Genomic DNA, 21,854 nt, shown 5'->3' on the forward strand with positions numbered 1-21,854 from the left:
CTGTCGCCTGTAGAAATCCCTTGGCAGGACCAGGCTTGGTGGCGTTATGCTATCACCGCGCTATTTCCTCCAGGCCGCGGGCTCTACCGCGGCCTTTTCTTCCTTCAGGCTCTGGATGCCGCCCTATGAAAGGATTCCTGGCCGTCCTGTGCGCCGGTGGGCGCAATCGGGCTTTGCATCTGCTGGTCCTGTTGCTGATCGCCCTCGACGGCCAGGCGCAGGTGCTGCGCCTCGACGATCCGGCGCGCAGTTACGATCCCCGACCGGCACTGGAGATCCTCAAGGCGCCCGCCAGTCTGACCTTTGCCGAGGCCGCCGCGCGCCCAAGCGGTGGCGAAAACGGCTGGCATGCGCCCGATGAACTGGAAATGCTGCTCCATGACGGCCGCCAGGGCCTCTGGCTGCGCTTTGCCATCCAGAGTCGCGACGACCAGGCCTGGTGGCTGATTCCGACCTGGCCGGTGCTGGATCGTCTGGACCTGCGCACCCGCGGAGCCGATGGTCGCTGGAGCCCGCTGCAGCGCAGCGGCCTGGCGCTGCCGGCGACGCAACGGGCGCTGCCCGGGCGCCAGCTGATGTTCGCCCTGGCGCCGACCGCCGGCGCCGTGGAGGAGGTCTACCTGCGGCTGGATTCGCGGGAGACCTTCATCCTGCCGCTGCGCCTGGTGACCCCGGCCACCTATCTGCGCGAGGCCCAGCAGGATGCCTGGCTGGTCGGCAGCTTCTTTGGCTGCCTGATCACCATCCTGCTGCTGACCCTCACGCTGTGGGGGTTCGGCCGCCGCTCGGGCTTTGGCTGGTATGCCCTCTATCTGCTCAGCGTCATCGGCTATCAGGCGGTCACCAGCGGCTATGGCGCCTGGCAACTCTGGCCGGAGAGCCCGGCCTTCGCCCTGCGTGCGCACCTGGCCTTCGCCGCCCTGTGCTTTCTGAGTGGCGGGTTGTTCGTGCGCTATCTGCTCAGTCTCTATCACGGCGGCCGGTGGATCGACTTTGGCAATCGTCTGCTGATTGGCTACTGGAATGTGGCGCTGGTCGTCACGCTGATCTGGCCGGACCTGCTGAGCTTCCAGGAAATGCTCGGCATGATGGCGCTGAGTTGCCTGGGCCTGCTGGGCACCACCACCTACCTGGCGCTGCGCGGCAGCCGCATGGCGTTGTGGTTCAGCGCCGCCTGGGCCCTGCTGTTGCTGGGCAGCGCGATCCAGCTGCTGGCTGTGGCCGGCTGGCTGGCCGCCGACAGTCCGGCTTTCCATGGGCAGATAGCCGGTTTCACCCTAGGCTTCGTGATGCTGTCGCTGGGGCTCACCGAGGGCCTGAGTCTGCAGCGGCGGGCGCGAATCGAAGCCCAACGGCAGGCCCTGGAAGCCTCCAACGCTCTGGCTCGCGAGCGCGAAGCCTCCTTTGTCGAGCTGGAATTGCGGGTGGCGCTGCGCACCGTGGAGTTGCAGCAGGCCAAGGCCAGCCTCGAGCGGCTGAATCGCGAACTCTTGCACCAGAGCCAGACCGATTCCCTGACCGGGCTCGGCAATCGCCGGCATTTCGAGCGGGTCTTCCAACAGGAGATCCGCCGCGCCATCCGTGCCGAACTGCCGCTGGCGGTGCTGCTGGTGGACCTCGATCACTTCAAGGCGGTTAACGACACCCATGGCCACACCCTGGGCGACGAATGCCTGAGGTGCGTGGCCGAGGTGTTGCGCCAGCACGTCCAGCGCGCGGGGGAGGTGGCGGCGCGCTATGGCGGCGAGGAATTCGTCATCGCCTTGCCCGGCAGCGACCGGGCGGCGGCCGAGCTCCTGGCCGAGCGTATCCGCCAGGAGGTGGCGGGGCTGGAGTTGCAGACCGAGCAGGGGCGCTTGCGTCCGTCGGTCAGCATCGGTGTCGCGGTGAGCGTGCCGAGCAATCTCGAGCACGGCCTGGGCCTGCTGGAAGACGCCGACCGGGCGCTCTATGCAGCCAAGCGCGGTGGGCGCAATCGCGTCTGCCTGAGCGACGGTCTGCCGGAACTGGGCAGCGGACGCGGCTGAGGCCGCGTCGCCTCAGCGCTCCTCCGGCTGGCGCCGGCGGACGTCCTTGGGGTCCAGCTTGATGACCTTGGCCAGGACGATCTTGGGACCCTTCATCTTCTTGACGATGATGCGCAGGCCTTCGGCCTCCAGCACCGTCTCCTCTTCGGGAACGCGCTTGAGGCTGTCGTAGATCAGGCCGGCCAGGGTCTCGGCCTCGACGTGGTCCAGGTCGATGCCCAGCAGGCGCTCGACCTTGAACAGCGGGGTGTCGCCACGCACCAGCAACTTGCCCGGCTGATAGGCGACCACGCCGCGTTCGGTCTTGCGGTGTTCGTCCTGGATGTCGCCCACCAGCACCTCGAGCACGTCTTCCATGGTCAGGAAGCCGATGACCTTGTGGTCGGCTTCCTCCACCAGCACGAAGTGCGCGCCGCCGCGACGGAACTGCTCCAGCAGGTCGGACAGCGGCATGTGCTTGGTCACCCGCTCCAGCGGATGCACCAGGTCGTCGAGGTCGAAGGAGGCGGCTTCGCTGTCCAGCCCGGCGATGGCCAGGAGCAGGTCCTTGATGTGCAGCACCCCGGTAAAGGTCTGGCTGTCTTCGTCATAGACCGGGTAGCGACTGTACTTGGAGCGGCGGATCTGGGTGAGGATCTCCTCCAGGCTGGCCTTGCTGTCCAGGTAGATGAGGTCTTCGCGGGAATTGGCCCAGTCCACCACCTCCAGCTCGCCCAGCTCCACGGCCGAGGCCAGCACCCGGCTGTCCGGGTCGGTGGCGCGGTTGGAGTGCAGGATCAGCTTGAGTTCGTCGCGGCTGTAGTGGTGTTCGTGGTGCGCGCCCGGCTCGCCCTGGCCGGCGATGCGCAGGATGCCGTTGGCACTAGCGTTGAGCAGCCAGATGGCCGGGTACATCAGCCAGTAGAAGAGGTACAGCGGCACCGCCGTCCACAGCGACAGCAGATCGGGCTTGCGGATCGCCCAGGACTTGGGCGCCAACTCGCCGACCACGATGTGCAGGTAGGAGATGATGAAGAAGGCCGAGAAGAAGGCGACGCCGTGGATCACCTCGGGGCTGCGGACGCCGGCGGCGCCGAGCAGGGGTTCGAGCAATTCGGCGAAGGCCGGCTCGCCGACCCAGCCCAGGCCCAGGGAGGCCAGGGTGATGCCGAGCTGGCAGGCGGAAAGGTAGGCGTCGAGCTGGTTATGCACCTTCTTGAGGATGCGCCCGCGCCAGCCGTGCTTCTTGGCGATGGCCTCCACACGGGTGGCGCGCAGCTTGACCATGGCGAACTCGGCGGCGACGAAGAAGCCGTTGAGCAGCACAAGGAAGAAGGCGAAGAACACGAGGCCGAGATCGGCGAACAACGTCGAGGCGAGACTGGTGGAAGGGTCCATTAGGGCCGGGAGCTGGAAAAAGGTCGGCTAAGCATGGGGGCGGGGCAGGGCAGTTGCAAGATGTTACGCCCGCCGAGGGGACGGGGGCATGCTGCGGGCTGACGGACAGCGGCTCTGGCACTGACCTTTGCCGGCGGGACCTTTTATCTAGGTCCAGCCTTCCAGACGCATGGTCGCCCGCACCAGCCGCTGCTCTTCCTGCTCGATCTCGCGCAGGCTGTCCCTCACGCTGTGGATATGCTCGCGGGCGGCGGCGTGGGCCTCGTCGGGCAGGCGTCCACTCACCGCGGCATAGAGGCGGGCGTGCTGGGCATCGATCTCGCGGCGTTGCGGCGGGCGATGGTAGAGATTGGCGATGCAGGCGAACACCGAGCCCAGCAGCAACTCGTTGAGCGACTGCAGGGTGTGCACCAGCACCGGATTGTGCGAGGCCTCGCTGATCGCCAGATGGAAGGCGTGGTCGAGGCGGGCATGGGTTTCCGCCGGCAGGCTGGCCGGATCCTGGCAGGCGGCGCAGAGCTCCTCGTAGCGCCGCCCGATCAGTACCAGGTCGGCGGTGGTGGCGCGCAGCGCGGCCAGGCGCGCGGCTTCGCCCTCCAACAGGGCGCGTACCTCCAACAGGTCGTAGAGGGTACGCGGCTGGCTGCTGAACAGGTGCAGCAGGGGATTCTCCGCCGCCGGCGCCGCCAGGCGGGCGACGAAGCTGCCCTGGCCGTGGCGCGTTTCTATGATGCCGCGGGCGCGCAGCAGGCCCAGGCCCTCGCGTAGGGCGGTCCGGGAGACGCCGAGTTTGTCGCACAGGCGCCGCTCGGACGGCAGCGGCTGGCCGACCTTGAGCACCCCGTCCACCACCAGACGTTCGATCTGCTGACTGACGTTCTCGGCGACGGGAAGGCGGGGGGCGGGTGCAGACATGGGGGTTCCTGCTGGTATGACCACGAGATTCAGCCCTAGTGAGCCACCGGCCGGATTCGCCGTCAAGCAGGCTGAAAGCTGGTGATCCTTTGGTCGAAGAGTATGAAAAAACTGGTATGACCAGTGGTTTGGGCGATGGACTCGCCGTCAAGTCTCGGGGTACAACGAAGCCTCTCCAGCCAGAACAACAACAACGGCGGTTACCCGATGAGCCTGGTCTACGACGAACGTCTCGACGGCGCCTTGCCCCGCCCGGACAAGGCGCAACTGCTGCAGCGGCTGCGCGTTGCGCTGCCCGAGCACTGCCTGCTGCACGACAGGGAAGACCTCAAACCCTATGAGTGCGATGGCCTCGCGGCCTATCGCACCACGCCGCTGCTGGTGGTGCTGCCAGAAACGGTAGAGCAGGTGCAGGCGACCCTGCGCCTCTGCCATGAGCTGAACGTACCCCTGGTGGCGCGCGGTGCCGGCACCGGGCTCTCCGGCGGCGCCCTGCCACTGGAGCAAGGCGTGCTGCTGGTGATGGCGCGCTTCAATCGCATCCTCGACGTGGACCCCGATGGCCGCCGTGCCCGGGTCCAGCCCGGGGTGCGCAACCTGGCCATCTCCCAGGCCGCGGCGCCCTACGACCTTTACTACGCCCCCGATCCCTCGTCGCAGATCGCCTGCTCCATCGGCGGCAACGTGGCCGAGAACGCCGGTGGCGTGCACTGCCTGAAATACGGCCTGACCGTGCACAACGTGCTGGCGGTGGAGATCGTTACCCTGGAGGGCGAGCGCCTGACCCTGGGCAGCGCCGCCCTGGACAGCCCCGGCTTCGACCTGCTGGCGCTGTTCACCGGCTCCGAGGGCCTGCTCGGCGTCGTGGTGGAGGTGACCGTCAAGCTGCTGCCCAAGCCGCCCTGTGCCCGGGTGGTGATGGCCAGCTTCGCCGACATCGAACGCGCCGGGGCGGCGGTGGCCGACATCATCGCCGCCGGCATCATCCCCGGTGGCCTGGAAATGATGGACAACCTGACCCTGAGAGCCGCCGAGGACTTCATCCACGCCGGCTACCCGGTGGATGCCGCCGCCATCCTGCTCTGCGAGCTGGACGGGGTGGAAGCCGACGTGGCCGCCGACATCGAACGGGTCAGCAGCCTGCTGGCGGCCGCCGGTGCCACCGAGATCCGCCTGGCCCGCGACGAGGCCGAGCGGCAGAAATTCTGGGCCGGGCGCAAGAATGCCTTTCCCGCGGTGGGGCGGCTGTCGCCCGACTACTACTGCATGGACGGCACCATCCCGCGCCGCGCCCTGCCCGAGGTGCTGCGCGGCATCGAGGCGCTGTCCGCGGAATACGGCCTGGCGGTGGGCAACGTCTTCCACGCCGGCGACGGCAACCTGCATCCGCTGATCCTCTTCGATGCCAACCGGCCCGGCGAACTGGAGCAGGCCGAGGCCCTGGGCGGGCGCATCCTCGACCTCTGCGTGGCGGTGGGGGGCACCATCACCGGCGAACACGGGGTGGGTCGCGAGAAGATCAACGCCATGTGCACCCAGTTCCAGTCGGGCGAGCTGACCTTCTTCCATGCGGTGAAGGCGGCCTTCGACGCCCCCGGGCTGCTCAACCCCGGCAAGAACGTGCCGACCCTGCACCGCTGCGCCGAATTCGGTGGCCTGCACGTGCATCACGGCCAGTTGCCCCACCCCGAACTGGAGCGCTTCTGATGGACAGCCTGGAACTGCTCCTCGATCAGGTCCGCGAGGCCCTGGTCCGTCGCCAGCCGCTGCGTATCCATGGCGGCGACACCAAGGCCCACCTGGGCCGCCCGGTGGACGGTGAGCCGCTGGACGTCAGTGGCCATCGCGGTCTGGTGCACTACGACCCCACCGAGCTGGTGGCCACGGTGCGCACCGGTACGCCGCTGGCCGAACTCAATGCCGCCCTGGCCGAGCAGGGGCAGATGCTGCCCTGCGAACCGCCGCGGCTGGGGGAGGGCGCCACGGTCGGCGGCACCCTGGCCTGCGGCCTTTCCGGTCCGCGGCGGCCCTGGGCCGGCAGCCTGAGGGATTTCGTCCTGGGCACCCGGTTGATCACCGGCACTGGCGAACACCTGAGATTCGGCGGCGAGGTGATGAAGAACGTCGCCGGCTACGACGTCTCCCGGTTGCTGGCCGGCAGCCAGGGGTGTTTGGGGGTGGTCACCGAGGTGTCCTTCAAGGTCCTGCCCAGGCCGCGCTGCACCCAGAGCCTGAGTCTGGAACTGGACGCCGAACGCGCCCTGCAGCGCCTCGCCGTCTGGGGCCGTGAAGCCCTGCCGATCTCGGCGGCCTGCTATGACGGCCAGCACCTGCACCTGCGCCTGGAAGGTGGCGAGGGTTCGGTACGCTCGGCGGTCGATCGCCTTGGCGGTGACAGCTTGGCCGAGGCTTTCTGGGAAGAGCTCAACGAGCAGCGCCTGGCCTTCTTCGCCGGTCCCGCGCCGCTGTGGCGACTGTCGGTACCGGTCAATACGCCATTGCTGGAGCTGCCCGGCACCCGGCTGCTGGACTGGGGCGGTGCCCAGTACTGGCTCAAGAGCGATGCCCCGGCCACAGTCCTGCGCGAGATCGCCGAGCGCGCCGGTGGCCATGCGCTGTGCTACACGCCGGACGCCGAGCGCGAGGCCCAGCATCCGCTGCCGGCCGCGCTGCTGGACTACCACCGCCGCCTCAAGGCCCGCCTGGACCCCCAGGGGATCTTCAATCCGGGTCGGCTGTACGCCGGGCTCTAAGGGAGCGACCTATGCAAACCAATCTGAGTCCCGCTGCTCGTAAATTGCCCCGCGCCACCGATGCCGAGCGGGTGCTGCGCAGCTGCGTGCATTGCGGCTTCTGCAACGCCACCTGCCCGACCTACCAGCTGCTCGGCGACGAGCTGGACGGGCCCCGCGGGCGCATCTACCTGATCAAGGGCATGCTCGAAGGCGGCGAGGTCAGCGAGAAGACCCGCGAGCACCTCGACCGCTGCCTGACCTGCCGCAATTGCGAGACCACCTGCCCTTCGGGCGTCTCCTACCACGAATTGCTCGACATCGGCCGCGCCGAGGTGGAGCGCCGGGTGCCGCGGCCACTAGGCCAGCGCCTGTTGCGCGCCGGCTTGCGCCAGGTATTGCCGCAGCCGCGGCTGTTCGGCGCCCTGCTCAAGGGCGGCCAGACCCTCAAGCCGCTGTTGCCGGCCAGCGTCCAGGCCAAGCTGCCAGCGCGCATCGCCGCCCCGGGTGTGCGCCCGGCACCGCGCCATGCCCGGCGCATGCTGATCCTCGAAGGCTGCGTGCAGCCAGGGCTGTCGCCCAATACCAATGCCGCCACCGCGCGGGTGCTGGATCGCCTCGGCATCAGCCTGGACGCCGCGCCCCGCGCCGGGTGCTGCGGCGCGGTGGACTATCACCTCAATGCCCAGGAGGCTGGCCTTGATCGTGCCCGGCGCAATATCGACGCCTGGTGGCCGGCCTTGCAGGGCGGCGCCGAGGCCATCATCCAGACCGCCAGCGGCTGCGGCGCCTTCGTCAAGGAGTACGCCAGCCTGCTCAAGGACGACCCGGTCTATGCCGCCAAGGCCCGCGAGGTCTCGGCGCGCACCCGCGACCTGGTGGAGGTGCTGCGCGAGCTCCCGCTGGAAGAGCTGCAGCTGAAGGACACCCCGCGGCTGGCCTTCCATTGCCCCTGCACCCTGCAGCACGCCCAGCGCCTCGGCGGCGCCGTGGAAGGCGTCCTGCAGCGCCTCGGCTTTCCGCTGGCGCCGGTGCCGGACGGTCACCTCTGCTGCGGTTCGGCCGGCACCTATTCGCTGACCCAGCCGGACTTGTCGCGGCGGCTGCGTGACGCCAAGCTCGATGCCCTGGAAAGTGGTCACCCCGAGCTGATCGCCACCGCCAACATCGGTTGCCAGAGCCATCTCGACGGCGCTGGGAGAACTCCCGTGCGCCACTGGATCGAAATCCTCGACGCGGCCCTGGCCGCTCCGACTCAACCCTGAACCCTGGAGGCCCCATGAAGACCAAAGCCGTGCTCACCCTTGCCGAGATCGACACCCTGCTGGCCGCCGGGCGTGCCGAAGCCGAGCGCCAGGGCTGGGCCGTGTGCATCGCCGTGGCCGACGACGGCGGTCATCCGCTGGCCCTGCTGCGTCTCGACGGCGCCGCGCCCAACAGTGCCTACATCGCCCCGGAAAAGGCCCGCAGCGCCGCCCTGGCGCGCAAGGAGTCCAAGGTGCTGGAAGAGATGATCAACAACGGCCGCACCGCCTTTCTCAGCGCGCCGCTGATGCAGGGCATGCTCGAAGGCGGGGTGCCCATCCTGGTGGACGGCCAGGTGGTGGGCGCGGTCGGCGTCTCCGGCGTCAAGGCCCCGGAAGATGCGCAGGTCGCCAAAGCCGCCATCGCCGCCCTCGGCTGATCGCCTGCCCACGATCTGCTGCGCGTCGGCCAGGCTGTGTTGAAAACCGCCTCGGAATGCTCATTTACCTTTCGTAAACTCCGCTTCCTCGGCTGTTTTCGCCTTGCCTGGCTCTAGCTCGCGAGATCGTGGACAGGCTTCCATTTAATTTTCATGTCTCAAGGAAAGCCATCATGACCGACCGCACTACCCTGGGCCGCCTGCAGGTGGCCACCGAGCTGCAGCGCTTCATCGACGAGGAAGTACTGCCCGGCACCGGCCTCGACACCGCCGCCTTCTGGTCGGGCGTGGACAAGCTGGTGCACGAGCTGGCACTGCGCAATCGGGAACTGCTGGCCGAGCGTGATCGCCTGCAGGTGGAGCTGGACAACTGGCACAGCGCCCATCCCGGTCCGGTCACCGATCTGCCCGCCTACCAGAGCTTTCTGGAAAGCATCGGCTATCTGCAGCCGGTGCCCGGTCAGGTGCAGGCCTCAACCTCCGGCGTCGATCGTGAAATCGCCGAGCAGGCCGGTCCGCAGCTGGTGGTGCCGGTGCTCAACGCCCGCTACGCCCTGAACGCCGCCAATGCCCGCTGGGGTTCGCTGTACGACGCCCTCTATGGCACCGACGCCCTGCCCGAGAGCGACGGCGCCGAGCGCGGCAAGGGCTACAACCCCACCCGCGGTGCCAAGGTAGTGGCCTTCGCCCGTCAGGTGCTGGATGGCGTGGCGCCCCTGGCCAGTGGCTCGCACAGGGACGCCACCGCCTACCGCATCCAGGACGGTCGCCTGGTGGTGGACCTCAAGAGCGGCACCAGCGAACTGGCCGATCCGGCCGCTTTCGTCGGCTACCAGGGCGATGCCGCCGCGCCGTCCGCGGTGCTCTTGCGCCACAACGGCCTGCACCTGGAGATCCAGATCGACCGCGCCAGCACCATCGGCAAGACCGACGCCGCCGGGGTCAAGGACCTGCTCATGGAAGCCGCGGTCAGCACCATCATGGACCTGGAAGACTCCATCGCCGCGGTGGACGCCGCCGACAAGGTGCTGGCCTATCGCAACTGGCTGGGCCTGATGAAGGGCGACCTGGCAGAAGAAGTGAGCAAGGCTGGCGAGACCTTTACCCGCCGCCTCAACCCCGACCGCGAGTACCAGGGCGCCGACGGTCAGCCACTGACCCTGCACGGTCGCTCGCTGCTGTTCATCCGCAACGTCGGCCACCTGATGACCAATCCGGCGGTGCTGCTGGAGGACGGTCGCGAGATCCCCGAAGGCATCCTCGACGCCCTGGTCACCGTGACCATCGCCATGCACGACCTCAAGCGCCAGGGCAATTCCCGCAGCGGCTCGGTGTACATCGTCAAACCCAAGATGCACGGCCCGGCCGAGGTGGCCTTCGCCGTGCAGCTGTTCGACCGCGTCGAGGCCCTGTTGGGGCTGCCGGCCAACACCGTCAAGCTGGGCATCATGGACGAGGAGCGCCGCACCAGCGTCAACCTCAAGGCCTGCATCGCCGCCGCCGCGGCGCGGGTGGCCTTCATCAACACCGGCTTCCTCGACCGCACCGGTGACGAGATGCACACCGCCATGCTGGCCGGGCCCATGCTGCGCAAGGGCGACATGAAGACCTCGAAGTGGATCACCGCTTACGAGCGCAACAACGTGCTGGTCGGCCTGGCCTGTGGCCTGCGTGGCAAGGCGCAGATCGGCAAGGGCATGTGGGCCATGCCCGACCTGATGGCGGCCATGCTGGAACAGAAGATCGGTCATCCCAAGGCCGGCGCCAACACCGCCTGGGTACCGTCGCCCACCGCCGCCGTGCTGCATGCCCTGCATTACCACCAGGTCAACGTCCAGCAGGTGCAGCAGGAGCTGGAACGCAGCGACGTCGACGCCGCCCGCGGCGAATTGCTCGCCGGGCTGCTCAGCGTGCCGGTGGCCGAGTCGCCGGACTGGTCCGCCGAAGCCATCCAGCAGGAACTGGACAACAACTGCCAGGGCATCCTCGGCTACGTGGTGCGCTGGGTCGACCAGGGCGTGGGCTGCTCCAAGGTGCCCGACATCCATGATGTCGGCCTGATGGAAGACCGCGCCACCCTGCGCATCTCCAGCCAGCACATCGCCAACTGGCTGCACCACGGCGTGGTCAGCGCCGAACAGGTGGACGAGACGCTGCAGCGCATGGCCAAGGTGGTGGACGGCCAGAACGCCGGCGATGCGCTCTACGAACCCATGGCCGGCCACTTCGACAGCTCCTACGCCTATCGCGCCGCCCGTGACCTCATCTTCAAGGGCCGCGAACAGCCCAGCGGCTACACCGAGCCGCTGCTGCACGCCTGGCGGCTGAAGAAGAAAGCCGGGGTCTGATCTGGCTAGGGCTCCCATCCGGCGCGGGTGGGAGCCGCTTCTGCAGGGAGCGCTGCCGGTGGTCCTCCGACCACCGCCTCTTCCCTTGCCACTGGCGAATTTTTATACTATCGGGTCCCCCGTTCCCGGGATCATCATCGCCACGAGGAAGACCATGGCCCGCGTTACTGTCGAAGACTGCCTGGACAACGTAGACAACCGATTCGAGCTGGTCATGCTCGCCACCAAGCGCTCGCGCCAGCTGGCCACCGGCGGCAAGGAGCCCAAGGTACCGTGGGACAACGACAAGCCCACCGTCGTCGCCCTGCGCGAGATCGCCGAAGGCCTGGTCGACGAGGAAGTCATCCGTCTGGACGACATCGTTGAAGAAGAGCCGCTGTTCGCCGCCTTCGAAGTCAACGACGAAGCGGACGGCGAGGCGCTCTAAGCCATGGCCGCCGAGCCTGCCTATGGTGACGTCCGCCCGACCGGCATCGACCTGCTGGCCGAGCGACTGGCGGACTACCTGACCCCCGACCAGGTCAATCTGGTCCGGCGGGCCTATTACTACGCCGAGCAGGCTCACGACGGGCAGCGCCGCCGTAGCGGCGAGCCCTATGTCACCCATCCGCTGGCCGTCGCCAACATCCTCGCCGACATGCACATGGACCATCAGAGTCTGATGGCGGCCATGCTGCACGACGTGATCGAGGACACCGGCATCGCTAAGGAAGCCCTCGCCGGCCAGTTCGGCGAGACGGTGGCGGAGCTGGTGGACGGGGTCAGCAAGCTGACCCAGATGAAGTTCGAGACCAAGGCCGAGGCCCAGGCAGAGAACTTCCAGAAGATGACCATGGCGATGTCCAAGGACATCCGCGTCATCCTGGTCAAGCTGGCCGACCGGCTGCACAACATGCGCACCCTGGACGCCATGCCGCCGGACAAGAGCCGGCGCATCGCCAAGGAAACCCTGGAAATCTACGCGCCCATCGCCAACCGGCTGGGCATGCACGATTTCTACGTGGAATTCGAGGACCTGGGTTTTCGCGCCATGCACCCGATGCGTGCCGAACGCATCCAGCGGGCGGTCAAGACCGCGCGCGGCAATCGCCGCGAGATCCTCGGCAAGATCCAGGAATCCCTGGCCAACTGCCTGGCCCGCGACGGTCTGGACGGCGAGGTGGTCGGGCGCGAAAAGCACCTGCACAGCATCTACCAGAAGATGCGCGGCAAGCGGAAGTCGTTCAACGAGATCATGGACGTCTACGGCTTCCGCATCATCGTCGACAAGGTCGACACCTGCTATCGGGTGCTCGGCGCGGTGCACAATCTCTACAAGCCGTTCCCGGGGCGCTTCAAGGACTACATCGCCATCCCCAAGGCGAACGGCTACCAGTCCCTGCACACCACCCTGTTCGGCATGCACGGTGTGCCCATCGAGATCCAGATCCGCACCCGCGAGATGGAAGAGATGGCCAACAACGGCATCGCCGCCCATGGCCTGTACAAGGCCGGGGGCGACGAGCCGCGCGCCAGCCACCTGCGCGCGCGCCAGTGGGTGAAGGGCATCCTCGAGTTGCAGCAACGTGCGGGCAACTCCCTGGAATTCATCGAGAACGTGAAGATCGACCTCTTTCCCGACGAGGTCTACGTCTTCACCCCCAAGGGTCGCATCATGGAGCTGCCCAAGGGCTCCACGGCCGTGGACTTCGCCTATGCGGTGCACACCGACGTGGGCAACAGCTGCATCGCCTGCCGCATCAATCGTCGCCTGGCGCCGCTGTCGCAGCCGCTGGGCAGTGGTGAAACGGTGGAGATCGTTACCGCGCCCGGTGCCCGGCCCAATCCGGCCTGGCTCAACTTCGTGGTCACCGGCAAGGCGCGCACCAATATCCGCCATGCGCTCAAGCAGCAGCGTCGCTCCGAGTCCATCAGCCTCGGCGAGCGGCTGCTGAACAAGGCGCTGTCCGGCTTTGGCACCCAGCTGTCGAAGATCTCGCCGATGCGCATCCTCTCGGTACTCGGCGAGTACAAGGGCGTGGTGCTGGAAGACCTGCTCGAAGAGATCGGCCTGGGCAATCGCATGGCCTATGTGGTGGCGCGGCGCCTGGTGTCCGGCAGCGAGCAGGAAGAACCGCTGGAACCCCAGGCCAGTACCACGCCCCAAGGGCCGCTGGCCATCCGTGGCACCGAAGGCCTGGTGATCAGTTACGCCAAGTGCTGCACGCCGATTCCGGGCGACCCCATCGTCGGCCACCTGTCGGCGGGCAAGGGCATGGTGATCCACTTGGAAAACTGTCGGAACATCGCCGAATTCCGCCACAACAGCGAAAAATGCATCGTGCTCAACTGGGCCAAGGACGTTACCGGCGAATTCAGCGTCGAGTTGCGCGTCCAGCTGGAGCACCAGCGCGGCCTGATCGCCATGTTGGCCAACAACGTCACCGCCGCGGATGCCAACGTCGAGAAGATCGGCATGAACGAGCGCGACGGCCGGGTCAGCGTGGTTCAGCTGGTGGTCAGCGTGCGCGATCGCGTACACCTGGCGCGGGTGATCAAGAAGCTGCGGACGCTCAAGGGCGTGGCCGGTATTACTCGGGTTCGCAGCTGAGAACCTGCTCACGATCTGCTGCGCGTCGGCCAAACGGCGTTGAAAATGCCTTCGGAATGCTCATTTACCACTCGTAAACTCCGCTTCCTCAGGCATTTTCGCCTTGTTTGTCTCTAGCTCGCGCAATCGTGAACAGGTTCTGAGGTTGCAGTGGGTCGCCACGGGCTTGCAGAATCGAGCCTTTCCCGCACAGGAGCGACCCATGAGCAAGCAAGTGATCCACACCGACAAGGCGCCTGCCGCCATTGGTACCTATTCCCAGGCGATCAAGGTCGGTGACACCGTCTATCTCTCCGGGCAGATCCCGCTCAATCCCACCAGTATGGAGCTGGTAGACGGCTTCGAGGCCCAGGTGGTCCAGGTGTTCGAGAACCTCAAGTCCGTGGCCGAAGCCGCCGGTGGTTCCCTGGCCGACATCGTCAAGCTGAACATCTTCCTGATCGACCTTTCGCACTTCGCCACCGTCAATGAGATCATGGGTCGCTACTTCCAGCAGCCGTATCCCGCCCGCGCCGCCATCGGCGTAGCCGCGCTGCCCAAGGGCTCCCAGGTGGAAATGGACGGGGTGCTGGTGCTGGGTTGATCCCGCGCAGGACCCGTAGGTTGGGCTGAGCGCAGCGAAGCCCAACAATAAGCGCGCTGATGGCTCGCCTTGTTGGGCTTCGACGATGGAGCCGTCTCAACCCAACCTACGAAGGTAGGGACGCATTGCGGCCGTGCCGGTGCGCCGTAACGACCGCTCCTACAGCAGCATCAATCTTCTGTAGGAGCGGCCCATGGCCGCGATGGCCTAAATGGGCAACGATCGCGATAGCCCCAAAAGAAAAAAGCCGACCGTCTCGCGACGGTCGGCTTTTTCATGCCTACCTGGATCAGGCCGGGATGGACTTGATCTTCGGCATCCGCGCCCAGCAACGGTGCTTGGCGATGGCGGCGAAGAAGTCCTGCTGCACCGCCTTGAAGTCACCGCCGGTGAGCAGTGCCTCGTCGGGGCTCAGGTAGACCGCCTTGAGCAGCTGCTCGGCTTCGCCGGTGAGGGCGATGGCCTTGAGGTGCTTATAGGCTTCCAGCAGGTAGTGCTTGATCACGCCGTCGTCGAGCATGGCCTTGACGCTCTCGGCGCCGCCCGGCACATAGACCGCGTCCAGGGCTACCGATGGCATGCCCTCGGCCGAGCCGTCCACGGCCACTTCGCTGCCATCGGCGGCCTTGACCGGGCCGGCGGTGGGGCCGAGCACCTTCACATGGGCGCCTTCGGCCTTGAGCGCCTGCTTGATGGCGTCCACTTCGCTGGCGATGACGCCGTCACCGACCAGTACCGCCACCTTGAAGCCCTTGATGTTGCCGGACAGCAGGTTGAGCTGGCTCAGCGCCGGCGACTTGTCGATGGAGATCTGGCGCGGTTGCACGGTGGGTGCAGTGGGCGGCGTCACGCCGATCTTCTTGGCGACCTTCTGCGCCAAGTCCAGATCGATGTTGGCGAGGATCTCGTTGACCTGACGCTCACGGATCCACATGCGCTCGACCTTGCCCAGCTCGAAGCTGTAAGCGTCGGCGACGTGGGCCTGCTCCGCCTCGGACAGGCTGTTGTAGAACAGCGTGGCCTGGGAGAAGTGGTCGCCGAAGGACTCGCTGCGCTCGCGCACCTTGTAACCGTCGATGCGCTCGTAATAGCTCTCGAAGCCGCCATCCTGGGGTGCTGGCGGGGTTTCCTTGGGCCAGCCACCGTCGATGGAGTTGGGCTCGTAGGAGGCACGGCCCTTGTCAATGGTCATGCGGTACTTGGCGTCGCGCTGGCCATTGTGGTTCGGCACCACCGGGCGGTTGACCGGCAGTTCATGGAAGTTCGGCCCACCGAGGCGGCTGATCTGGGTGTCGGTGTAGGAGAACAGCCGACCCTGCAGCAGGGGGTCGTTGCTGAAGTCGATGCCGGGCACGACATGACCGGGGCAGAAGGCCACCTGCTCAGTTTCGGCGAAGTAGTTGTCCGGGTTGCGGTTGAGCACCAGCTTGCCCAGGGGCGTAATGGGTACCAGCTCCTCGGGAATGATCTTGGTGGCGTCGAGGATGTCCCAGTCGAACTTGTGCTCGTCTTCCTCGGGGATGATCTGCACGCCGAATTCCCATTCGGGGTAGTCACCGGATTCGATGGCTTCCCAGAGGTCGCGGCGGTGGGCATCGGTGTCCTTGCCCGCCAGCTTCTGGGCTTCGTCCCACACCAGGGAACGCACGCCACCGGCGGGTTTCAGGTGGATCTTGACGAAGACGCCCTTGCCGGCGGTATTGATCATGCGGAAGGTGTGGATGCCGAAGCCCTGCATGCTGCGCAGGTTCACCGGGATGGCACGGTCGGTCATGGTCCAGAGCACCATGTGCGCCGACTCGGGCACCAGGGAGACGAAGTCCCAGAAGGTGTCGTGGGCGCTGCCGCCGGTGGGGATCTCGTTATGCGGCTCGGGCTTCACCGCATGGACGAAGTCGGGAAACTTGATGGCGTCCTGGATGAAGAAGACCGGCATGTTGTTGCCGACCATGTCCCAGTTGCCTTCCTCGGTGTAGAACTTGATGGCGAAGCCGCGCACGTCACGCACGGTATCGCCCGAGCCACGCGGGCCCTGCACGGTGGAGAAGCGCACGAACACCGGGGTCTGGTGGTTGGGGTCGCGGAAGAGGGCGGCCTTGGTCAGGTCGGACCAGTCCTGGTAGGGCTGGAAATAGCCATAGGCGCCGGTGCCGCGGGCATGGACGATGCGCTCCGGGATGCGCTCGTGGTCGAAGTGGGTGATCTTCTCCCGCATGATGAAGTCTTCGAGCAGGGAGGGTCCGCGGGTGCCGGCGCGCAGCGAATTCTGGTTGTCGGCGATCTTCACGCCGTGGTTGGTGCGCAGTGCCTGGCCGGTGGCATCGGAGCGGAACTGCTCCAGTTGCTCGAGTTTCTTCGAGGTGTTCTGGCGATCCAGGGTATCGGTACCGGCGAGTTCACTCTTGGGGGGCGTAGCCATGGAAAGTCCTCATCAGGCGCCTGTAGGGCGCTCTTTGCGTCCCCTACGGAATGTGGGGCGAATTCAGGCAGTCCTCTAGTGACTCGCGGTCCAGAGCCGGTGTTCCGTTTGGCTGATGCGAAGCGACGGGCTGTGCGCCTGGCGCTTGGTCATTGTCTGGGCTGGCCATATGCCTTTATTGGCGTAATACCCGACAACAAGTGCTAAGCAGATATAAGCGCGCACGTTAAACTGCACGGCTGGATCACCATCCTGTTGTCTGACGTTACCCACAAGGTTTTTCCATTGATCGAATTCCACGCTGTCCACAAGACGTACCGCACGCGCGGTCGCGAGGTCGCGGCGCTCCAGCCGGTCGACCTGAGGATCGAAGCCGGCGAGATCTTCGGCCTGATCGGCCATTCGGGGGCCGGCAAGAGCACCCTGCTGCGCCTGATCAACCGCCTCGAAGCCCCCAGTGGCGGTCGCCTGCAGGTCGATGGCGCCGAGGTCACCACCCTTGGCGCGAGCGAGCTGCGCGATTTCCGCCGCCGCATCGGCATGATCTTCCAGCATTTCAACCTGCTCTCGTCCAAGACCGTGGCGGCCAACGTGGCCATGCCGCTGGAACTGGCCGGCGGCCGTTCGCGGGCGCAGATCGCCCAGCGGGTCGAGGAGCTGCTGGCGCGGGTCGGGCTGTCCGACCAGGCGCGCAAGTACCCGGCGCAACTGTCCGGCGGCCAGAAGCAGCGCGTCGGCATCGCCCGCGCCCTGGCCACCGAGCCGAAGATCCTGCTCTGCGACGAGGCCACCAGCGCCCTCGATCCCCAGACCACCGCCCAGGTGCTGCAACTGCTGGCCGAGCTCAATCGCGAACTGGGCCTGACCATCGTGTTGATCACCCACGAGATGGACGTGATCCGCCGCGTCTGCGACCGCGTCGCCGTGCTCGACGGCGGCGCCGTGGTGGAGCAGGGCACCGTGGCCGATGTCTTCCTGCATCCGCAGCACCCCACCACCCGCCGCTTCGTGTTCGAAGCCGAGCACCAGGACGAGGCCGAACTGGCCGACGCCTATGCCCATGTCGAAGGGCGCATCCTGCGCCTGACCTTCCGCGGCGAAGCCACCTATGCACCGCTGCTGGGCCATGTTGCCCGGGAGACCGGTGTGGACTACAGCATTCTCGGCGGTCGCATCGACCGCATCCGGGACGAGCCCTATGGCCAGCTCACCATCGCCCTGGTGGGCGGTGACCTGGACGCCGCCCTGGCTCGCTTCCAGGCCGCCGACGTCACCGTGGAGGTCCTGCGCTGATGGACGAACTATTCAGCAACATCGACTGGGCCGAGATCTGGCAGGCGACCCAGGACACCCTGGCCATGCTCGGCTGGTCCATGCTCTTCACCCTGATCCTCGGGCTGCCGCTGGGCGTGCTGCTGTTTCTCACCAGCCGCCGCCAGTTGCTGGAGCAGCCGCTGGTCTACGGCATCCTCTCCTTCGTGGTCAATGTGCTGCGCTCGGTGCCCTTCATCATCCTGCTGATCCTGATGATCCCCATCACGGTCTGGCTGATCGGCACCTCCCTGGGCGTCGAGGGCGCCATCCCGCCGCTGGTGGTGGGCGCCGCGCCCTTCTTCGCCCGGCTGGTGGAAACCGCCCTGCGCGAGGTCGACCGCGGCATCATCGAGGCGACCCAGGCCATGGGCGCCAGTCTCTGGCAGATCGTCACCCGCACCCTGTTGCCCGAGGCCCTGCCCGGGCTGATCGCGGCCACCACCGTTACCGCCATCGCCCTGGTGTCCTACACCGCCATGGCCGGGGTGATCGGCGGCGGCGGCCTCGGCGATCTGGCCATCCGTTTCGGCTACCAGCGCTTCCAGACCGACGTCATGGTGGTCACGGTGCTCTTGCTGCTGGTGCTGGTCCAGGTACTGCAGATGGTCGGCGATCGCCTCGTCGCCCATTTCAGTCGTCGTTGATTCAGGCTTCATCCACTCGAAGGTTTTGCACAAGGAAAATCCAGATGTCGCTGAAACGTACCCTGCTGTCCCTGGCCTTCGGCCTGGGTGTCGCCACCGCCGCCCAGGCCGCCGAGACCCTGACCGTCGCGGTCAATCCGGTTCCCCATGCGGAAATCCTGGAATTCATCAAGCCGCAACTGGCCAAGGAAGGCGTGGACCTGAAGATCAAGGTCTTCACCGACTACATCCAGCCTGATCGCCAGACCGATCAGAAGCAGGTGGATGCCAACTACTTCCAGACCAAGCCCTATTACGCCAGCTACCAGAAGAGCAACCCGAGCAGCGACCAGGTGCCGGTGGTGGCGGTGCACGTCGAGCCCTTCGGTGCCTACTCGCAGAAGATCAAGGACATCAAGGAGCTCAAGGACGGCGCCACCGTGGCCATCCCCAACGATCCGAGCAACTCCGGTCGTGCGCTCTTGCTGATCGCCAAGCAGGGCCTGATCACTCTTAAGGATCCGAGCAACGTCACCGCTACCCCGCGTGACGTCGTCGAGAATCCCAAGCACCTGAAGTTCAAGGAGCTGGAAGCCGCGACCCTGCCGCGCGTGCTGAACCAGGTCGACCTGGCGCTGATCAACGCCAACTACGCCCTGGAAGCCAAGCTGGTGCCGACCAAGGACGCCCTCTTCATCGAGAGCGGCGAGTCGCCCTACGCCAACCTGCTCTACACCCGCGCCGACAAGGCCAACGACCCGGCCATCCAGAAGCTGGCCAAGGCCCTGACCACCCCCGAGGTGAAGCAATTCATCGAGAAGAAGTACCAGGGCGCCGTCGTTCCCGCGTTCTGAGCCGCAGCTCCACCGCCGTCGACGCCCGCAGAGGCGCCGACGGTTCCACCCCGCTTTAGGAAACTGCCATGAAGAAATTGCTCGCCACCGCCGCCCTGCTGGCCGCCAGTCTGACCGCCCACGCCGCCGAGACCCTCAGCGTCGCCGCCACCCCGGTGCCCCACGCCGAGATTCTCGAATTCGTCAAACCTCAGCTGGCCAAGGAAGGGGTGGACCTGCAGATCAAGGTCTTCACCGACTACGTGCAGCCCAACCTGCAGGTGGCCCAGAAGCGCCTGGACGCCAATTTCTTCCAGCACCAGCCCTACCTGGATGAATTCAACAAGAGCCGTGGCACCGACCTGGTGACCGTCGCCCAGGTGCACGTCGAGCCCTTCGGCATCTACTCGCAGAAGATCAAGAAGCTCGACGAAGTCCGCGAAGGCGCCGTCGTGGCCATCCCCAGCGATGCCACCAATGGCGGCCGCGCCCTGCTGCTGCTGGAAAAGGCCGGCCTGATCAAGCTCAAGGACAGCGCCAACATCCTCGCCACGCCCAAGGACATCGCCGAGAATCCCAAGCAGCTCAAGTTCAAGGAGCTGGAAGCCGCGACCCTGCCGCGCGTGCTGAATCAGGTCGACCTGGCGCTGATCAACACCAACTACGCCCTGGAAGCCAAGCTCAACCCGACCCAGGACGCCCTGCTGCTGGAAGGCAAGGAATCGCCCTATGCCAACATCCTGGTCGCCCGTCCGGACAACAAGGACAGCGATGCCGTGCAGAAGCTGGCCAAGGCGTTGAACACCCCGGCGGTGAAGCAGTTCATCGAAGAGAAGTACAAGGGTGCCGTGGTGCCCGCGTTCTGATCGTGGTTAGAAATGAAAAACGCCGGCCCAGTGCCGGCGTTTTTCATGGGCTCAATGGCGTTTCAAGGGTACGACACCCATCCCCAGGCCAAAGGGCCGAAAAACCGCCTGTAGCGTCGCCAGCGTGGGATTGCCTTCGTCCTGCTCCAGTTGCCGTAGGGTGCGCAGCGAGATACGGGCCATGCGCGCGAAGTCGGTCTGGGTAAGGCCGGTGATCTCGCGCCGCAGGCGTCGGATGCCAGTGCCCAGGCTCAGGCGTCCAGTCTGTAATCCCTCACGGATATCATCCAGCGTACGTTGCCGCCGTTCTTGATCATCAAGACTCATAGCAGCCCTGCCTCGCGCAGATGGCTATCCAGGCGCCGCAGCGGAATTCGCGGATGCTCCCAGGTGGCCTGCGGCAACACCGGCTGCAGCAGGTCCGGCAGAGCACGGAGCACCTCGGCGCTCTTCTTGAGGGCATCCCACAGCCGCTCCGGATCGTCCCACTCGGCCAGTAGCCGACAAGCGGCGTGCCAATCGACAACGCCCGCCTGCTCGACGGGCAGGGGCCATTTGCTGGTTCGGGTGATGCCCTGTTCGTCCATGACCATGGGTGCGAGGTCGTACAGGGGGGCCAGACGAACACCACGCTCATCACGCAGGATGGCGGTATTGCGACCGTGGTTGTCACTGTTGCCCAGCAGTTGATTGAGCAGGTCACGCCGCAGGTAATCATCCAGCAGCGCCGGTATCCCCTGGTCCTGATCGGCTGCACGCCAAACCCTGGTCAGGGCACCGATGGCGTCGAGATGATTCAGATAGCTACCGGGTACCAGGGTGTGAGTCAGCGAATAGAGAGATTCAACGGCCAGACGCTCCACCCCTTGGGGGCTGGTGCGGCGGTCGAAGCGTGGCATCCAGAGGCTGGGGCGTCGGCCTTCTTCCAGGGCGAGTCCGTTTGCGGAAACGGTCTCCAGTCCTAGGGCGTTCAGGGCTTGATAGTAGCAGTGCTCGCTGCGCAGGATGTCTTGGTCCGTGGCGCTGGCTTTGTTGCGTGGAAACTTCACCAGCCAATGTCGGCAGACCAGGTCATCGGGCAGGGTGGCATCTGGATGGAGCAGGCCCTGAGGATCTTCGGTCAGCAGCAGCTTGGGTGCGTCACCACCCGCGCCGGTTGCACCGCCAAGGGCGGCACCTTGCTCATAGGCATATTCCAGAAAGCCTTGATCGCGAGCGACGACCTGCTCACGGGTAAAGCCCACGGAGGGTGTCTGCGCACGCTCATCTAGCGACTCACGAATCCGCAAATGGCCGATGGGCGCTGGCGTGCAGCGTGATAACAACCGAAAGTCGGTCTGAGTGGCTTCCGCTGCGCTCAGCCCAAGGCGAGGTAGCAGAAAACGGCGAGCGGCGCCGGCCGGGAGAATGTCATGGAGAAACGCCGGCCAATGGGACAGTCGCTCGACTTCCCAGCTCAAAGGCAGATTAGCGCTCACTGCGGCAGCTGTGGGCTTGCCGAAATCGTCGAGATGATCGCTCAGGTAGGCAGCCAGATAGCTGA

The 21,854-nt window shown here is 66.1% G+C and carries 18 protein-coding genes; 13 read left to right on the forward strand and 5 right to left on the reverse strand.

The features are described 5' to 3' along the window. Nucleotides 1-125 precede the first annotated feature (125 nt). Nucleotides 126-2,027 (forward strand): sensor domain-containing diguanylate cyclase, encoded by a 1,902-nt coding sequence (locus tag AX284_RS08140; protein WP_068384560.1) that lies wholly within the window; start codon nt 126-128, stop codon nt 2,025-2,027. A gap of 12 nt (nt 2,028-2,039) precedes the next feature. Here the strand turns inward: AX284_RS08140 and AX284_RS08145 are convergent, their stop codons facing one another. Both AX284_RS08145 and glcC read right to left on the reverse strand, forming a co-directional pair. Then, nucleotides 2,040-3,404, reverse strand: coding sequence for a hemolysin family protein (locus AX284_RS08145; protein ID WP_068384562.1), 1,365 nt, complete (start codon nt 3,402-3,404; stop codon nt 2,040-2,042). A gap of 147 nt (nt 3,405-3,551) precedes the next feature. Next, on the reverse strand, nt 3,552-4,319 hold the full coding sequence (glcC, locus tag AX284_RS08150) for a transcriptional regulator GlcC (protein ID WP_064307733.1): 768 nt from the start codon (nt 4,317-4,319) through the stop codon (nt 3,552-3,554). A gap of 207 nt (nt 4,320-4,526) precedes the next feature. Between glcC and glcD the strand changes: the two genes are divergently transcribed. The 8 genes from glcD to AX284_RS08190 all read left to right on the forward strand — a co-directional run bounded on the left by glcD (nt 4,527) and on the right by AX284_RS08190 (nt 14,256). Next, complete coding sequence (glcD, locus tag AX284_RS08155; protein WP_068384564.1) at nt 4,527-6,026, forward strand: glycolate oxidase subunit GlcD; 1,500 nt, start codon at nt 4,527-4,529, stop codon at nt 6,024-6,026. Beyond that, on the forward strand, nt 6,026-7,072 hold the full coding sequence (gene glcE / locus AX284_RS08160) for a glycolate oxidase subunit GlcE (protein ID WP_068384565.1): 1,047 nt from the start codon (nt 6,026-6,028) through the stop codon (nt 7,070-7,072). The genes glcD and glcE overlap by 1 nt, the downstream gene beginning before the upstream one ends. A gap of 11 nt (nt 7,073-7,083) precedes the next feature. Continuing rightward, nucleotides 7,084-8,316 carry a glycolate oxidase subunit GlcF gene (glcF, locus tag AX284_RS08165; protein ID WP_068384567.1) on the forward strand — a complete coding sequence of 411 codons (1,233 nt, stop codon included), beginning with the start codon at nt 7,084-7,086 and terminating at the stop codon, nt 8,314-8,316. Between the two features lie 14 nt (nt 8,317-8,330). Then, nucleotides 8,331-8,735: a heme-binding protein gene (locus AX284_RS08170; protein WP_017639294.1), complete on the forward strand. Its 405-nt coding sequence runs from the start codon at nt 8,331-8,333 to the stop codon at nt 8,733-8,735. A 173-nt stretch (nt 8,736-8,908) separates the two neighbouring features. Next, nucleotides 8,909-11,083, forward strand: coding sequence for a malate synthase G (locus tag AX284_RS08175; protein WP_068384569.1), 2,175 nt, complete (start codon nt 8,909-8,911; stop codon nt 11,081-11,083). Nucleotides 11,084-11,237: 154 nt separating this feature from the next. Further along, nucleotides 11,238-11,510: a DNA-directed RNA polymerase subunit omega gene (gene rpoZ / locus AX284_RS08180; protein ID WP_017639297.1), complete on the forward strand. Its 273-nt coding sequence runs from the start codon at nt 11,238-11,240 to the stop codon at nt 11,508-11,510. Nucleotides 11,511-11,513: 3 nt separating this feature from the next. Then, a complete protein-coding gene (gene spoT / locus AX284_RS08185; protein WP_017639298.1) occupies nt 11,514-13,673 on the forward strand; it encodes a bifunctional GTP diphosphokinase/guanosine-3',5'-bis pyrophosphate 3'-pyrophosphohydrolase in 2,160 nt (719 codons plus the stop codon). 202 nt (nt 13,674-13,875) lie between these two features. Next, nucleotides 13,876-14,256, forward strand: a complete 381-nt coding sequence (locus tag AX284_RS08190) for a RidA family protein (RefSeq protein WP_064307739.1) — start codon at nt 13,876-13,878, stop codon at nt 14,254-14,256. A 289-nt stretch (nt 14,257-14,545) separates the two neighbouring features. Here the strand turns inward: AX284_RS08190 and katE are convergent, their stop codons facing one another. After that, nucleotides 14,546-16,675 carry a catalase HPII gene (gene katE, locus AX284_RS08195; RefSeq protein WP_068384571.1) on the reverse strand — a complete coding sequence of 710 codons (2,130 nt, stop codon included), beginning with the start codon at nt 16,673-16,675 and terminating at the stop codon, nt 14,546-14,548. A 285-nt stretch (nt 16,676-16,960) separates the two neighbouring features. Here katE and AX284_RS08200 point away from each other — a divergent pair, with 285 nt between their 5' ends. From AX284_RS08200 to AX284_RS08215, 4 genes are all read left to right on the forward strand, one after another. Next, complete coding sequence (locus AX284_RS08200) at nt 16,961-17,968, forward strand: methionine ABC transporter ATP-binding protein (RefSeq protein WP_068384573.1); 1,008 nt, start codon at nt 16,961-16,963, stop codon at nt 17,966-17,968. After that, nucleotides 17,968-18,633, forward strand: coding sequence for a methionine ABC transporter permease (locus tag AX284_RS08205; protein ID WP_017639302.1), 666 nt, complete (start codon nt 17,968-17,970; stop codon nt 18,631-18,633). The genes AX284_RS08200 and AX284_RS08205 overlap by 1 nt, the downstream gene beginning before the upstream one ends. Before the next feature lie 50 nt (nt 18,634-18,683). Then, the gene (locus AX284_RS08210) at nt 18,684-19,466 is read left to right on the forward strand and encodes a MetQ/NlpA family ABC transporter substrate-binding protein (RefSeq protein WP_371913873.1); all 783 of its coding nucleotides are present in this window, start codon (nt 18,684-18,686) and stop codon (nt 19,464-19,466) included. A gap of 68 nt (nt 19,467-19,534) precedes the next feature. Next, a complete protein-coding gene (locus tag AX284_RS08215; protein ID WP_068384577.1) occupies nt 19,535-20,311 on the forward strand; it encodes a MetQ/NlpA family ABC transporter substrate-binding protein in 777 nt (258 codons plus the stop codon). Between the two features lie 51 nt (nt 20,312-20,362). On the opposite strand, the gene AX284_RS08220 is transcribed toward AX284_RS08215, so the two are convergent. Together AX284_RS08220 and AX284_RS08225 are read right to left on the reverse strand one after the other, a co-directional pair. After that, complete coding sequence (locus tag AX284_RS08220) at nt 20,363-20,638, reverse strand: helix-turn-helix domain-containing protein (RefSeq protein ID WP_064307743.1); 276 nt, start codon at nt 20,636-20,638, stop codon at nt 20,363-20,365. Then, nucleotides 20,635-21,555 (reverse strand): HipA domain-containing protein, encoded by a 921-nt coding sequence (locus AX284_RS08225; protein WP_330219875.1) that lies wholly within the window; start codon nt 21,553-21,555, stop codon nt 20,635-20,637. The genes AX284_RS08220 and AX284_RS08225 overlap by 4 nt, the downstream gene beginning before the upstream one ends. Nucleotides 21,556-21,854: the final 299 nt, after the last annotated feature.

This window comes from Pseudomonas sp. HUK17, from assembly GCF_001566765.1.

Excerpts from the sequence above, each read along its gene's own strand:
- AX284_RS08205 (WP_017639302.1), top strand. The coding sequence starts at position 17,968 with ATGGACGAACTATTCAGCAACATCGACTGGGCCGAGATCTGGCAGGCG.
- rpoZ (WP_017639297.1), top strand. The coding sequence starts at position 11,238 with ATGGCCCGCGTTACTGTCGAAGACTGCCTGGACAACGTAGACAACCGA.
- AX284_RS08145 (WP_068384562.1), bottom strand. The coding sequence starts at position 3,404 with ATGGACCCTTCCACCAGTCTCGCCTCGACGTTGTTCGCCGATCTCGGC.
- AX284_RS08220 (WP_064307743.1), bottom strand. The coding sequence starts at position 20,638 with ATGAGTCTTGATGATCAAGAACGGCGGCAACGTACGCTGGATGATATC.
- glcD (WP_068384564.1), top strand. The coding sequence starts at position 4,527 with ATGAGCCTGGTCTACGACGAACGTCTCGACGGCGCCTTGCCCCGCCCG.
- katE (WP_068384571.1), bottom strand. The coding sequence starts at position 16,675 with ATGGCTACGCCCCCCAAGAGTGAACTCGCCGGTACCGATACCCTGGAT.
- AX284_RS08190 (WP_064307739.1), top strand. The coding sequence starts at position 13,876 with ATGAGCAAGCAAGTGATCCACACCGACAAGGCGCCTGCCGCCATTGGT.
- AX284_RS08170 (WP_017639294.1), top strand. The coding sequence starts at position 8,331 with ATGAAGACCAAAGCCGTGCTCACCCTTGCCGAGATCGACACCCTGCTG.
- AX284_RS08175 (WP_068384569.1), top strand. The coding sequence starts at position 8,909 with ATGACCGACCGCACTACCCTGGGCCGCCTGCAGGTGGCCACCGAGCTG.
- AX284_RS08140 (WP_068384560.1), top strand. The coding sequence starts at position 126 with ATGAAAGGATTCCTGGCCGTCCTGTGCGCCGGTGGGCGCAATCGGGCT.
- AX284_RS08215 (WP_068384577.1), top strand. The coding sequence starts at position 19,535 with ATGAAGAAATTGCTCGCCACCGCCGCCCTGCTGGCCGCCAGTCTGACC.
- glcE (WP_068384565.1), top strand. The coding sequence starts at position 6,026 with ATGGACAGCCTGGAACTGCTCCTCGATCAGGTCCGCGAGGCCCTGGTC.
- glcC (WP_064307733.1), bottom strand. The coding sequence starts at position 4,319 with ATGTCTGCACCCGCCCCCCGCCTTCCCGTCGCCGAGAACGTCAGTCAG.
- glcF (WP_068384567.1), top strand. The coding sequence starts at position 7,084 with ATGCAAACCAATCTGAGTCCCGCTGCTCGTAAATTGCCCCGCGCCACC.
- spoT (WP_017639298.1), top strand. The coding sequence starts at position 11,514 with ATGGCCGCCGAGCCTGCCTATGGTGACGTCCGCCCGACCGGCATCGAC.